Origin of the sequence: Eggerthella lenta DSM 2243 (genome assembly GCF_000024265.1) — a bacterium.
Classification (GTDB): domain Bacteria; phylum Actinomycetota; class Coriobacteriia; order Coriobacteriales; family Eggerthellaceae; genus Eggerthella; species Eggerthella lenta.
The window spans coordinates 3002608-3017306 of sequence record NC_013204.1 but is presented as its reverse complement, the minus strand read 5'-3'; the positions used below and the strand labels follow the sequence as shown (position 1 = coordinate 3017306).

The 14699-nt window shown below is 62.5% G+C and carries 9 protein-coding genes; 8 read left to right on the top strand and 1 reads right to left on the bottom strand.

The window, feature by feature from the left end:
* Positions 1–84 precede the first annotated feature (84 nt).
* Both ELEN_RS12920 and ELEN_RS12915 read left to right on the top strand, forming a co-directional pair.
* Positions 85–2361 (top strand): bifunctional diguanylate cyclase/phosphodiesterase, encoded by a 2277-nt coding sequence (locus ELEN_RS12920; protein ID WP_009306697.1) that lies wholly within the window; start codon positions 85–87, stop codon positions 2359–2361.
* Positions 2336–4180, top strand: coding sequence for an extracellular solute-binding protein (locus ELEN_RS12915; protein WP_009609468.1), 1845 nt, complete (start codon positions 2336–2338; stop codon positions 4178–4180). Before ELEN_RS12920 ends, ELEN_RS12915 begins: the two co-directional genes overlap by 26 nt.
* Positions 4181–4276: 96 nt before the next feature.
* On the opposite strand, the gene ELEN_RS12910 is transcribed toward ELEN_RS12915, so the two are convergent.
* A complete protein-coding gene (locus ELEN_RS12910) occupies positions 4277–5239 on the bottom strand; it encodes a D-2-hydroxyacid dehydrogenase (RefSeq protein ID WP_015761257.1) in 963 nt (320 codons plus the stop codon).
* A 2350-nt stretch (positions 5240–7589) separates the two neighbouring features.
* On the opposite strand from ELEN_RS12910, the gene ELEN_RS12905 reads away from it, so the two are divergent.
* The 6 genes from ELEN_RS12905 to ELEN_RS12880 all read left to right on the top strand — a co-directional run bounded on the left by ELEN_RS12905 (position 7590) and on the right by ELEN_RS12880 (position 14117).
* On the top strand, positions 7590–8492 hold the full coding sequence (locus ELEN_RS12905) for a homocysteine S-methyltransferase family protein (protein WP_009609446.1): 903 nt from the start codon (positions 7590–7592) through the stop codon (positions 8490–8492).
* Position 8493: 1 nt separating this feature from the next.
* Entirely contained in the window at positions 8494–8760 is a 267-nt protein-coding gene (locus tag ELEN_RS12900; protein ID WP_009306693.1) for a hypothetical protein, read from the top strand.
* A 375-nt stretch (positions 8761–9135) separates the two neighbouring features.
* A complete protein-coding gene (locus ELEN_RS12895; protein WP_015761255.1) occupies positions 9136–11463 on the top strand; it encodes an anaerobic ribonucleoside triphosphate reductase in 2328 nt (775 codons plus the stop codon).
* Positions 11464–11473: 10 nt separating this feature from the next.
* Complete coding sequence (gene nrdG / locus ELEN_RS12890; RefSeq protein WP_009609308.1) at positions 11474–12019, top strand: anaerobic ribonucleoside-triphosphate reductase activating protein; 546 nt, start codon at positions 11474–11476, stop codon at positions 12017–12019.
* Positions 12020–12072: 53 nt separating this feature from the next.
* Positions 12073–13038, top strand: coding sequence for a mechanosensitive ion channel family protein (locus ELEN_RS12885; protein WP_009306690.1), 966 nt, complete (start codon positions 12073–12075; stop codon positions 13036–13038).
* The gene (locus ELEN_RS12880; protein ID WP_009609412.1) at positions 13035–14117 is read left to right on the top strand and encodes a DUF2804 domain-containing protein; all 1083 of its coding nucleotides are present in this window, start codon (positions 13035–13037) and stop codon (positions 14115–14117) included. The genes ELEN_RS12885 and ELEN_RS12880 overlap by 4 nt, the downstream gene beginning before the upstream one ends.
* Positions 14118–14699: the final 582 nt, after the last annotated feature.

Genomic DNA, 14699 nt, shown 5'->3' with positions numbered 1-14699 from the left:
GGAGCGATTGCGAAAGCCTGCCGTCATCTGGCAGGCCTTCGAATAGTATAATGTCCTATGAGGCACGCGCGCGGCGAAAGAGGCATGATCGGGCTTGCGGCTGCCGTTGCCTCCGTGGTCATCGTCGCCGTTATAGGAGGAGCGCTGCTGGTCCACGCGTACTCGGACACGGTTCGCAATCTTACCCGCAAGGACAGCATCGGATACTTGGCTGATATATCCAGCCAGATCACCGAGAACGTGCGCACGGTCACCTCTCAGATATTCTCGGCGATGGAAACCATCGAACGCGGTCAGATGACGTTGGTGGAGAACGGCGCCACGCTCGACGAGCTGAACGGAGAAATGGCCGAGGATAGGGATCGGTGGAATCTGTCCCGTCTTGCTTATGTGGACGAGGACGGCGTGTGGTACTTCGCCGACACCACGCAGCGCTACACCAGGTCGCAGGACTATCTCAACAAGACGTTGCTTGAAGGCAAACGTTCCATCTCGGGTATCGAGACCATGGACGGCCAGGATGTGCTCGTGTTTTCAATTCCCGTGAACGCGGTCATCGATGGGCATCACATGAAGGCGCTTGCGGGCGTGTACGGGGTGGACGAGATGCTGCAGCTCCTGTCCATCGATTCGTTCGAAGGGAGAGGATACGCCTGCATCGTCAAGGACGACGGTTCGGTGGCGGTGCGTCCCGAGGATCAAACGGCCATCAGCGGCGAGTATAATATCGTGTCGGCTTTGGAGAGCCAGAACGCCGATGACGAAGAGCCGGTCCACGTTCTGCGGGCGGGGCTCAAAAAGGGGGAGCAAGGCGTCGTTCTTGCGAAGTACAACGGCGTCAGTTCGTATTTCTGCTATACGCCTGTGGGCGTGAGCGATTGGCATCTGCTGTCCATCGTTCCCAGCGATTACGTCGATCAGAGGACGAACAGCCTGTATCTGCTGACCGTGGCGGTGGGCGTTACGGTGGCGTTGGTGTTCGGCGTGATCATGCTGTTCATCGTGATCGTGCAGCATCGCAATCGTCGACGGTTGGAGGCCATCGCCTACGTGGATCCTGTTACCGGCGGAGACACGGCCGGCCGGTTTCGCGAGCGCTATTACGACGTCGTCCGAACGGATCCGCGCAACTTGGTGCTCGTGTACGCCAACATAGCCAAATTCAAGTCGTACAACGATCGCGAGGGCAAGGAGGGCGGAGACCGTCTGCTCAGGTCGGCGTACGACATGATAGAGCGGCAGCTGCGCGAAGGCGAGTTCGCGGCACGCGTCTCCGCAGACCATTTCGTCATTCTGTTGCGCGAGCCTGACGAGGCGTCGACAAAGGAGCGTCTAAACGAGTTCAGGCTCACATCCGAGAGCGTCGGCGAGCAAGTGCTCGTGTCGATGGACTTCGGCGCTTACATATTGGACGACGATGCGCTCGAGCAAGAGTTCACGCTTGTGACCGATGCGGCTAACTTGGCGCGTGCGAGCGCGGAGAAGCGGATGCTTCCAAGCGGCGCACGCGTTGGCTTCTATGATGATCGCCTCCGTCGGCGCTTCCTTCGAGAGAAGGAGCTCGAGGATCGCTTTCCCCATGCGCTTGCGAACGGCGAGTTTCATATGTATTTGCAGCCGAAGGTTGCGCTGCCCGAGCGCCGCATCGTCGGTGCCGAGGCGCTCGTGCGCTGGATCTCTCCGGAAGGTATGCTCTGCCCGAACGAGTTCGTTCCGCTCTTCGAGCGCGACGGCGTTATCGCCGAGCTGGATTTCTACATGTTTTGCCAGGTGTGCGCTTTGTTGAAGCGATGGGAGCGGGAGGGGAGGCCGCTTTTCTGCGTTTCCGTCAACGTCTCGCGCTCGAACTTCGACGTTTCGGATTTCTTCGCGCGCTACGAGCGCCATATCGCCGAGAACCAGGTTCCGGCTCGCTACCTGGAATTCGAGTTCACCGAGTCCGTCGTGTTCGATCGCACCGGCGAGATCAACCAAGTTATTCGGCGCATCCACGCGTTAGGCGCACGTTGCTCCATGGACGATTTCGGGAGCAGTTACTCCAGCCTCAACATGTTGCGTAGTCTCGAAGTGGATATCATCAAACTTGACCAGGGGTTCTTCCGCGGAGATACCGACATGGACAAGGCAAGGAGCATCGTCAACGGCATCGTGGGCATAGCGCGCGACATGCGTATCGAAACGGTTGCCGAAGGGATCGAGGATATGGGACAGGTGGATTTCCTCGAGAGCGTCGGCTGCAATGTGGTGCAGGGGTACGTGTTCGGAAAACCAATGCCTGCCGATGAGTTCCAGGATTTCAAACTAGACGATACGATGAGGCGAAACGGAGATCGCGGTGAAAGCGTTGAAGAGAGCCGGTAAGGCGGCGAAGACGTTCGCGTCGATCGTGCTAGCGGGGTCGCTGGTCGGCATCGGACTGGTCGGCTGTTCCGGCGAGGCTATGGGCAATGCGTCCGGACGCGACGATGAGATAGTGCTGACGGTATCGAAATGCCAGACCAAGGAGCTGCCGCAGGAGCTGTTGGACGAGATGACCAATCGCCACCCCAACCTGCGCTTCGAGTTCGATACGTATTCGAACAGCAACTATTCCGCGCAGATCGTCACCGAGCTCGAGCAGCGCGATATCCCCGATATCCTGATCAACACGCGCAATCAGGATCTGACCGAGGATTTGGAGCATAATCTGGTGGATCTCGCGGCGTACGATTTTTCCAGCGAGTACCTTCCCAGCGTTCTCGATCGCATGACCATCGACGGCAGCCTCTACTATCTGCCGGGTTACCTGACGCTTGCAGGGTTCTTCTACAACAAGGACCTTTTCGCCGAGCACGGCTGGGAGGCGCCTCAGTCGCTCGAGGAACTCATTGCCCTCAACGAGCAGGCGAAGGCGGAGGGCATCCGGCTTATGGCGTACTCGATGGAGCTGACGGGTCAACGCTTCCTGCAGCTGACCAATATCGCTTCGGCGCAGTTTCTGCACACGCCGCAGGGGTCGTCTTGGGAACAGGATTATCTTGCGGGCGAAGCGAGCATGGTGGGCACGTTCGGGCCTTTCATGGACGAGTATCGGCTTTGGCTCGACAGCGGATTGATTTCGGCTGACGACCTTTCCCTGTCGAATTCGGACGCCGCGGAGATGTTCGCGAACGGTGACGTGGCCATGATCTACGGCGTTGCCAACAACGTGAAGACCACTGATTTCGACTTCGATTTGGGCCAAGCTCCGTTCCTTGCGAGAGGCGAGGGCGAAGATAACGGCTGGTACCTGTATGCGGTCAGCTCGTACTACGGTATTAACAAGAAGCTGGAAGAGCCGGGCAACGAGGAGAAGCTGGCCATAGCGCTGGAGATGTTCGACCTGATGAGCACCCCCGAGGGCCAGAGCATGTTCACGGATGGCGCGGAAGGGCGATATCCGGCCACGAGAAAGGCGGACGGCGAGCTCCACGCGCCGCTTTTGAGCGATTACCGCAACGTGGTCGACCGCAATAACCTTGTGGAGTTGGCGGCTTACACTGCGCCGCTCTTGCTGGGAGGAGAGGCGCTGGGCGGGTACATCGCTGGCACCGTCAGCGCCGAGGAAGCGTTGCAGGCCTGCGACGAGGCTATGAAGTCCAACAAGTCGGAAACCCAGATCGGCGACGTAGTGGCACATATCGAACGCGACCTGAGCCGGGAGGAGACCGTCCGATACTTCGCCGACGCGTTCAGGGAGTACGGGGGCACCGACCTGTGCCTTATGCTGCCTGGCGGCATGGCAGACGGCCAAATGCATCCTTATGGGATTTCCGGCAAGCTGTACGAAGGGGAGCTGCACGCCAATGAGCTGACCGTGCTCTTGCCCAATGCGGGGAAGCCGGTGCCTACGCTGGCCACTGCGCGCATTTCGGGCGAAGACCTGCGCGCGGTGCTAGAGAGCGGGCGCACGTTCGAGCGGAAGGACGCGTCGAAGGAGGCCCTTGCTCCGTTCCGCTACGAGGTGTCGGGAGCCGAGGTGGACTATGATGCAGACCGCAAAGTGCGATCGCTCAAAGTGAACGGCGTTGAAGTCGCCGACGAAGACGTATTCACGGTGACGTATTTCGACGGGGCGGTCGAAACGTCCCGCTTGACCGATGCGGCGGTGTCGGACGTGAAGCCCGTCCCCGCGTTCACTGCTTGCAAGGCCGCGCGTTGACGTACTGCCGCCCGTCGTGCGACGGGCGGCAGAGTGAGGTGAGGCCGGGATGCCGCGGAAGCGGCCGGGTTCCGGGACGCAGTCGTACGCAGCCGTCTAATTCACTACGTTTTGCGGTGCACCCTCCACGAACGCGCCGACGTTAGCGGTCACGGTAGCCAGCAAGCGTTCGCGGGCTTCGTGGGTAGCCCAGGCGATATGGGGCGTTACGATGATGTTCTGGCCTTTCGCTTGCAGCAAGGGGTTGTCGGGTTGCATGGGCTCCACCGACACGACATCGGCTGCGAAACCCGCCAGCTTGCCGGATCGCAGTGCGTCCACCACGGCCTGCTCGTCCACCAGCGTGCCGCGCGCGGTGTTCAGGAGGTATGCGCCGTCCTTCATGCGGCCGATGGTCTGGGCGTTCATCATGCGGTCGGTTTCGGGCGTGGCCGGTGCGTGCAGGGTCACCACATCCGAAACGGCCAGCAGCTCGTTGAGGCTCACTTGACGCACGCCATCGCTTTCCAATTGGGGTTTTGCCGATCGATTCTCGAACACCACGGGCATGCCGAAAGCACGCGCGATGCGGCATACTGCCTGCCCGATGCTTCCCATGCCGACGATGCCCATCGTCTTGCCTGCCAGCTCCACAAGCGGCGTGTTCCAGAACGAGAAGTCCTTGGCGCGCGTCCAGTCGCCTTCCATGACCAGATTGGAATGCTCTCCTACATGCAAGCACAGCTCCAGCAGCAACGCGAACGTCATCTGCGCCACGTCGGGCGTGGAGTAGGCGGGCACGTTCGATACGATCACGCCCGCATCGCGCGCCGCGTCGAGATCCACCACGTTGTAGCCGGTGGAGGTGAGCGCGATCATCTTGAGGCGAGGAGCCCAGCCGAGCGCCTCGACGTTCCATTCCGTCTTGCTCGACACGACGATGTCGGCTTCGGCTACCCGAGTTTTCAGCTGATCGCGCGACGTGCGGTCGTACACGGTGACGGTGCCGAACCGGTCGAGCGCGTCCCAGCTCAAGTCGCCGGGGTTGTTCACCTGTCCTTCGAGGACCACGATGTTCATAGGCGTTCCTTCCCGAGAAAAGGATCGGCCCGGGGAGAGGGGAGCTCCACCGGGCCACAAGGAGGGGATGATGCGGCACCTATTGGGTGCCGCTCTGCTTTAAGGGGTAAGCAGATGCAAACTGAAAAGGAGGGGAGCCTTTCGTTTGCTGAAGCTATTATAAAAGTTGACATTGAATATCATATGATGCACGAGTGCATGTTTTGTGAATTGGAGGCCTTGAAAGTAACAGATAGGTAAACATGACGCAAAACCCTAGGGAAAACCCTGACGCGGAAGCTCGAGCTGATTGTCCAACGGAGCGCCGGGGGTTTGACGGCGAAAACGACGTCAAGCGGTAGGAATCAACCGGTTTGGCAATTCTGGCGAGGGCCCGGCTGCGGTGCTTCGGGCTTGCCGAGCGCGATCAAAGGCGTTTCCCCAGCTCGGGTTCTCGAAACGTCAAGTGAATCACTCGGCGGGATTACCAAACCGGTCGATTGCTGCCAAGAAGCGGGGGTCTTGCCGTCGAACCGAGGACGTCGCGGGCCTGTCTGGTCCGTGGTCGGGGATCGTCCGAAGCCGTGCGGTTCCACGTGGAGCTGCAGCCGGGATCCCGCCCCAAACCGTGGAGTCCCTCTTAGTGTTTCATGTGAAACGTTTGTACGCGCATGCTTGTTCGGCCGCCGGGGTTCGCCCCATGCTCCGCCCGCCATCTGCGCTCGTTCGCGCCTATGGCGCGGGCTCGCGCTGGCATTCCGTTTGGTTCGCGCAGTCTGCCTCAAGCGTTTCACGTGAAATGCTTGTGCGCGTCGAGCGAGGCCGTGGGAATGCCGTTCGCTGACAAGCTTGCTGCAGCGCGGCCCTCGGCGGTGGTTTCGCGGCCCGCGGGTTCTGCGGGCCGAGGCCGGGTTGGCCGCAAAATGGCTCCCATGACAAAATCGGCGGCTCGGTTGGGCGTCGGCGGCGGTAGGCGGTTTTCGCCACCTGCGATTATGCTGGTTGGCGAGGCCGCGCGGCGCGCTGGAGCCGCTTTGAGATTGTCATGGGAGTCGATTCGCGTCCAAGCCGCCCTTCCGACGGCTCGGCAATGCTCTGCCGCACGGCTTCGCCATACGATGTGCTGCAAAAACGTCGGTTTGGCAGTCTTCGGCGGCCTTCGATCGCGCCCGACGCTCCTTCCCGAGGATCGGCGAGGCGTAATCCCAGTTCGCGCTTTGTCGCCGCCTCGGAACGCACCGCCAGATCGGGCCGGGACTGCCAAACCGGCGTTTTTGCAGCACATAGGTTGGCGTTCGCTGTTAAACCGGGATTGACATAGCTCAGGTCGACCCGCCCCGCGAAAACTCGCCGGCGGCTCGGAAGCCCCCTTCGGCCATCGGCCGGACGCTCGTCTCGCCTGATCGCTAGCTGTCCGACAGAGGAAGCGGCATGCGGCGGTGCATGTCAATCCTGGTTTAGCAGCGTAGGTTGGCGAAATCGCGCGTTCGCAGCGAGGGACGTGACTGGGTGACGGCTCAGGCGGAGGTTCTGCCGCTCTGCCGCTCTGCCGCTGCGTGGGCGCGGGCTCCATGCATTGTCTCGGCGGGTTCGACGAAGCGAGGGGCATGAAAACAGATCGGCCCGGGGAGAGGGGAGCTCCACCGGGCCACAAGGAGGGGGATGATGCGACGCTTGCGCATCGCTCTGCTTCTAAGGGGGTAAAGCAGAGGCAAACTGAAAGGAGGGGAGTCTTTCGTTTACAGCTGCTAGTATACGGGTCGTTCGCGCACATCGTATGATGCGGGCGTGCGCGTTTTGTGAAACGATGGGTCGCAGAGTAACGGTTCGTTAACAAGGATCAAAAGAGTCAGGAAAAGAAGTTTTCCGATGGGCGCCGCGCCGCAGAAATCTGGCGAGCGAAAGGTTGGCGAACGGCATTGCCTCAAAGCGGCATCGACCTGAAGTAACATGTTCTACGATGATATGCGTTGGTCGATGATGCGGAAGCGGGCGTGTGCGGGTACGAGAAACAGATCGGCCCGGGGAGAGGGGAGCTCCACCGGGCCACAAGGAGGGGGATGTGCGGCACCGAGGTGCCGCCACTGCTTTGTAAGGGGAAAAGCAGTACAAACTGAAAGGAGGGGATTCTTTCGTTTGCGAGATCAAGTATAAAAGTAAGCCTTGAAGAACACGTGATCGACTCATGTTCGTCCTGTGAAATGCCGCGAAGCGTCGGCGAGCGTCCATCTTCCTTCCTTCCGCCGCTCGAACTGCGCCGTTCGCGCGAGGTGCTTCCGTCTCGGTGTGCGCGAGCGCATCGGCTCATTTCGACGGTCGCATGTCGGGGCTCTTTTCGGTATCATGGATCACCTGACGAAAGGAACTCCCCATGCCCGATATCGCGCTTCGTTTTCACAAGGACATGCTCGTGCTGTCCTCGCCGGTTGCCGTTGTACTGGCCCGGCAAGGGTTCGACGTGGAACACGATCTCGAATTTGCCAACCTTGTGGAGCCGGAGGCGGTGCGCGATGCGCTGCGCCTCAACAAGATGGCAGGCGCCCAGTGCCTCGTGGCGAACACGGAAGGCATCGCGCCTGCTCGTCTGGCGCATCGCGGCATGGAAGACCGCGCGGCGGAGATCGTGCGCACGGGCTTGTCCCTGGCGCGCGAGCTGAAGTCCCAGCACGTGCTGGTGGAGATCGGCCCGTGCGGCCTCCCCCTCGATGCCGCCAGCAAAAGCTCGCTCAACGAGAACCGCGACCAGTACGCCCGTGCCGCCCACGCCTGCGATGGCCAGGAGTTCGACGCGTTCTTCCTCAACGGGTTCGCCAACCCAGCCGACCTCAAGTGCGCGCTCATGGGCGTGCGCCAGGTGAGCGGCGCGCCGGTGTTCGCGTCGGTGGACGTGGATGCCGACGGCATGCTGGCCGACGGTCGCCATACGCTCGAGGATGCGCTCGCCGTCATGGTGGACTACGAGGCCAGCGTGGTCGGCTTCGCCACGGCGGCTCCGCTCGATGCGGCCGTGACGTTCGCTCGCCGCGCCAGCGGGGCGGGGCGGCTGCCGGTGCTGGCTCAGCTGATCGTGCGCGAGCATAATCCGAAGCAAGGCGACGTTACGCACGAGAACCCGTATTACTGCCCCGATGTGCTGGTAGGGGCGGCCGTGCAGCTGCGTGCGGCCGGAGCCCAGTTCCTGCGTGCGGCCGGTGCCGCCACGCCGGCCTATGCAGGCGCGCTCGCGGCGGCCAGCGAAGGGTTCGACGTTGTGCGCTCGGATGTGGAGGAGTAGCATGGCAGGCTCTAACACGGTGCGCAGCCCGCATTACGGAGCGCTGCAGGATGTGGTGGATTCGCTGTACCTCGGACTGGGGCCGAAGGAGAAGCTCCGCCGCCTCGACATCGTCGTGGCTGCCGAGGCCGCCGACCTTCCCGACGACCTGGCCGAGATCGTCAACCTGCTGCCGCCCGGCAGCTACACGCGCCAGCGCCTATGCGACCAGCTGAACTCGGCTATCGGCGGGCATGCGTGGGGGCAGGTGTACGGCACCGTCCAATAGCGCGTGGGGCGAGGCCGCTGCGGCCGGCGGGGGCATCGGTGCGAGCCGTCGTTCGCGGTGCTCTTCTGGCGAAGCTGCTCTCCGCGTGCGCGCGTCGCCTCGGACGAGCTTTCAACGTTCGCCTTCATGCCCGTGGATATACTGTGAATCGCCCGCCGCATCCCGTGTGGGTGTTGAATCTCCACGGTTTTACCTCTTGCATGGTGGGCGCCGCGCGAGTACTATATGTTCACTTTCCTAACATCACCTACTACTACATATTGTGGAAAACATGGCGTAGATCGTGTGGAAACACTGCGCATAAACCAAGCGAAGCCACAGCTCGCAGCAGGAAAACGACGAAGCAAGAAGAAGCTCGAAGAGAGGATTGGCAGCATGGTCGAGACCATCATGAAGCGCGACGGCCGAACGGTGGAATTCAAGCAGGAGAAGATCGCCGAGGCGGTGGAGCGCGCTTTCCAGGCATGCGGGGCCATGCAGGATCGCGCGGCGGCCGAGGATATCGCGCAGCGCGTGGTGGACAAGCTGGAGAGTGGCGCCATCGAGGGCGCGCCCACGGTTGAGGGCGTGCAGGACCTCGTGGAGGAGACGCTCATCGAGTCCGGCTTCGTCCAGACGGCCAAGTCCTACATCCTGTACCGCGCCGAGCGCAGCCGCTCGCGCGACGTGAACAGCCGCCTCATCCAAACGCTCAAGGACATCACGTTCTCGAAGGCGTCGGACTCTGACATGAAGCGCGAGAACGCCAACATCGACGCCGACACCGCCATGGGCACCATGCTCAAGTACGGCTCGGAGTCGGCCAAGCAGTTCTACGAGATGTGCGTCATCGATCCGAAGTTCGCGCGAGCGCATCGTGAGGGCGACATCCACATCCACGACATGGACTTCTACACCCTCACCACCACGTGCTGCCAAATCGAGCTGAAGAAGCTGTTCAAGGGCGGCTTCTCCACGGGCCACGGCGTGCTGCGCGAGCCCAACGACATCGCCAGCTACGCGGCGCTGGCCTGCATCGCCATCCAGAGCAACCAGAACGACCAGCACGGCGGCCAGGCTATCTGCGACTTCGACTACGGTCTGGCCGAGGGCGTGCGCAAGACGTACCGCCGCCTGTACAAGAAGCATCTGGCCGAAGCCGTCGATCTGCTGCTGGGCGATTCCGTGGACGACTCCCGCGCGTTCGCGCAGGACGCGCTCGCGCGCATCGAGGCGGAGACGGGCGTGTGGGCCAGCCTCGCCATGGACGAGGGCTTCGAGGCCGCCGTGCGCGCGGCGCTCGTGGAGGTCGGCGCCAGCGAGGAGGCCGCCGACAAGGCCGTGGCCTATGCGGCTAAGAACGCCCTGGGCGATACCGACCGCACGACGTTCCAGGCCATGGAGGCGCTCGTGCACAACCTGAACACCATGCACAGCCGCGCCGGCGCGCAGACGCCGTTCAGCTCGGTGAACTACGGCATGGACACCTCGCCCGAGGGTCGCATGGTGGTGAAGAACATGCTGCTGGCCACCGAGGAAGGCCTCGGCTCCGGCGAGACGCCCATCTTCCCCGTGCAGATCTTCCGCGTGAAGGAGGGCGTGAACTACAACCCCGAGGATCCGAACTACGACCTGTTCAAGCTGGCCATGCATTGCTCCGCGAAGCGCCTGTTCCCGAACTTCAGCTTCATCGACGCGCCGTTCAACGCGCAGTACTACAAGGGCACGCCCGAGACAGAGATCGCCTACATGGGCTGCCGTACGCGCGTCATGGGCAACGTGTACGATCCCGATCGCGAGATCGCTCCCGGCCGCGGCAACCTCAGCTTTACGTCCATCAACCTGCCGCGCCTGGCCATCCGCTCGAAGGGCGACCTCGATCTGTTCTTCGACCTCTTGGACGCGAAGCTTGCGCTGGCGGTGGGGCAGCTTGACGAGCGCTTCGAGATCCAGGCGCGCAAGCACGTGTACAACGCGCCGTTCCTCATGGGCCAGGGCGTGTGGATCGATTCCGAGAAGCTGGCGCCTACCGACGAGCAGCGCGAGGTGCTGAAGCACGGCACGTTGTCGCTGGGCTTTATCGGCTTGGCCGAGACGCTGGTGGCGCTGACGGGCAAGCACCACGGCGAGTCGAAGGCTTCGCAGAACCTGGGCCTCGAGATCATCGGCCATATGCGCAGCTACCTCGACCGCCTGTCGCAGGAGCGCGGGCTGAACTACGGCCTCATCGCCACGCCGGCCGAAGGCCTGTCCGGCCGCTTCGTGCGTATGGACCGTGAGCGCTACGGGTCCATCCCCGGCATCACCGATCGCGACTACTACACGAACGGCTTCCACGTGCCGGTGTACTACGACATCAGCGCCTTCGACAAGATAGAGATCGAGGCGCCGTACCATGCGCTGACGAATGCGGGCCATATCTCCTACGTGGAGCTGGACGGCGACCCCAGCGAGAACCTCGAGGCGTTCGAGGCCGTCATCCGGCACATGAAGGAGAGCGGCATCGGCTACGGTTCGGTGAACCATCCGGTGGATCGCGATCCCGTGTGCGGTTACAACGGCATCATCGGAGACGTGTGCCCCAAGTGCGGCCGCACCGAGGCGGAGCACGGCCAGTCGTTCGAGCGCATCCGCCGCATCACCGGTTACCTCGTGGGCACCCTCGACCGCTTCAACGATGCCAAGCGCGCCGAAGAAGGCGACCGCGTGAAGCATCAGATGTAACAGGTTGAACGTGACCCCTCCCGACACTATACGTCTTTACGGCACGGCTCCGGATTCCATCGTCGATGGGCCGGGGCTGCGCTATGCCGTGTTCGTGCAGGGCTGCTCGCACGGCTGTCCTGGGTGCCACAACCCCGACAGCCAGCCCTGCGCGGGCGGCACGGTGCGCGCCATCGCCGACGTGGTGGCGGAGATCGCCGCCAACAAGCTGGTGCAGGGCGTCACCGTGTCGGGCGGCGAGCCGTTCGAGCAGGCCGCCGCGTGCGCCGCATTGGCGCGCCAAGTGCGCGAGCTGGGACTGGACGTGTGGACGTACTCGGGCTACCGCTACGAGCAGCTGGAGGAGGGCATCCCCGATCCGGCCGCGCGCGATCTGCTCGACCAGACCGACGTGCTGGTGGACGGCCCCTTCCTCCAGGCGCAACATTCCTACCAGCTTCCGTGGCGCGGCTCCCGCAACCAACGGTTGATTGACGTTCCCGCCACCCGAGCCCGCGGTCGCATCGTTTTGTGGGAAACTCACGAAGACTTCCCTGTAAAGCCCCCATCGTGGTGAGGCGCCGTCTCCTTTCCTTGGCGACGGTATGGTCGACATGGTAGGATAACGGCATGGAACAGCTTCAAAACTACATCGACGCTATCGTGCGCACCGACTGGGTGACCACGGCCATCTCGGCGGTGGTCATTCTGGCGATCACGGCAGTCGTCGCGCGTCTGACGAGGCGCTTCCTGGGCCGCGTGCTTGCCATCAACGAAGAGCGCGATCTGCCCTCAAGCTCCATCTTCATCAACATCGCCCGCGGAGCCGTGTGGATCACCGGCGTGTGCATCATGCTGTCCACCTGCTTCCGCGTGGACGTGAGCGCCGCCATCACCGCGCTCGGCATCGGCGGCATCGCCATCTCGTTGGGCTTCCAGGACACGCTGTCGAACCTCATCGGAGGTTTGCAGGTCAGCCTGCTGCGCATCATCAAACCCGGCGACAACATCGAGGTGGGCTCGTCCACAGGCGTGGTGAAAGACATCACCTGGCGCCACACCACCATACGCAACGGCGCGGGCGAGGAAGTGCTCATCCCTAACTCCATCATCAGCAAAACCGCTCTCACGCACCTTCCGCCCACGAACCAAGTGAGCTTGGCCATCGTGGTCACCACGGAAGGCCAGCATCTCGACGAAGTGGCCGAGGCTATCGAGCGCAAGGCCGGCGAGGCGGCGGCCGGCATCGGCAAGGTGGTTAAACAGCCGAAGCTCACGTTCTCGGAGATCACCGCGCAGGGCTATGCGGGTTCCATCTCGTTCAGCATGGCCGACAGCCGTACCACGGGCCGTGCAATCGATGCGGTGCTGCGCGCCGTGGCGCCGCTGACCCGAACGGCGGCGCCCGATCGCGCGGAGCAGGTGCTGGAGGAGGCGCAGCAGGAAGCCGAAGAGGCCGCTGCGCAGGAAGCCGCCGGCCATGCGCCGACTAAGCCGAAGCCTAAACCGAAGCCGACTCCCAAGCAGAAGCAGAGGCCGAGCTTCCGCAAGCGCATGGCGCGGGCGCTGCGGCTTGGGAAAGAGGAGCAATCGTGAGCGAGGAGGCGATGAAAACCATGTCCGAAACGCGTTTGACCGAAGGCCCGCTGCACCACCTCGACGGCAAGCTCGCCGAATGCGGATGGGCCACGTCGCTTCTGCGCGCGTACGATCGCGACCGTATCAAGGCGCCGAAGCGCCGCATCAAAGAATGGGACTACTACCTGGTGAACGACGACGAGTTCGCTGTGGCGCTGACCGTCGCCGATATGGGTTACGTGGGGCTCATCTCGGCATCGGTGATGGACTTCGCGCAGGCCACGTCGCATACGGCCAGCGTGATCTCGCCGTTTCCGATGGGGCGCTTCAAGCTGCCCGCCACCTCGGCCGAGGGCGTGACCTCCTTCGAGAACAACCGCGTATCGTTCCGCTTCGAGGTTGCTGGCGGGCAGCGCCGCCTCAACGTGTGGTTCGCGGGCTTCGACGGCGGCGACGACCTGACGTTCGAGGCCGTGCTGGACGAGGAGCCGCGCGATTCGATGGTGATCAGCACGCCATGGGCCGAAGACCCGCTCGCGTTCTACTACAACCAGAAGATCGTCGCCATGCAGGCGAGGGGCAGTTTCAAGAAGGGGCTTTTGGTGCACGGGTTCTGCCCCGAGAACTCGTTCGGCCTGCTGGACTGGGGGCGAGGCGTATGGACGCGCGACAACACGTGGTACTGGGCCGTGGCGCAGGGTTGGCAGGACGGTCGTCGCTTCGGCCTCAACCTGGGCTACGGGTTCGGCGACACGTCGGCGGCTTCCGAGAACATGGTGTTCATCGACGGTGCTGCGCACAAGTTGCACCGCGTGGACTTCGGCATCCCCGAGAAGACGGGCGGTGCGCACGCGAAGAAGACGGCCGATCGCTACCAGCTCATGCAGCCCTGGCATATGACCGACGACGAGGGACGACTCGACCTCGTGTTCACGCCGCTGCTCGACCGTGTGGACTGGATGGACTTCAAGCTGATCCGATCCGACCAGCACCAGGTATTCGGCCGCTTCGACGGTGCGGTGACGCTTGACGACGGTTCCACGCTGCTCGTGGAGAATCTCCTCGGCTCTGCCGAGGTCATCCACAACGTGTACTGATCAAGCACGGGACGGGCGCGCGAGAGCCGGGAATGAATCGGCGCGCGGAAGGCCGGGAAGGTTGCGTTCGAGCTTGCTTTTGCGCTGCCCGGTCGTATAATAGAGGCGAGCCGCAGGGAGCTGCTAACTCCCCACGGCTCTCGAATCGCTTCGGCGGTTTGGCTTCTTGTTACGGCTCCTTGTCCTTGCGGATCGGGAGCCGCTCCATTATCGCTGTCAAGAACCCCAGCAAACTGGAAGCGAACTCAAGGATCGCCGCTATCAAGGCCAAAACGGTCATGGCGTCCATTTCAGGCCATCGTAGCGGCTTCCGGCAAAGCGCACCATACGACCAGGCGCGCGCTCGCGCGCAACGAATCAGTGTAAAACAGCACATTTAGTGCTGTTTTTCCCTCCGTCGGTCCCTCGCTCGGGAGCATCTGGTGGAAAGGGGTGTGGTGCCGCGCCGCCTCTGCGCTTCGTACCTCTTAGTATAGCGACCGCGTATCATGCGCAGATGGCGCGCATCCAGCGCGGATCTTCCTCGATCTCGCGCGCTTTCAACGCGCTTCCAACGCGGATTCCATATTTCTTGCCAGTGTT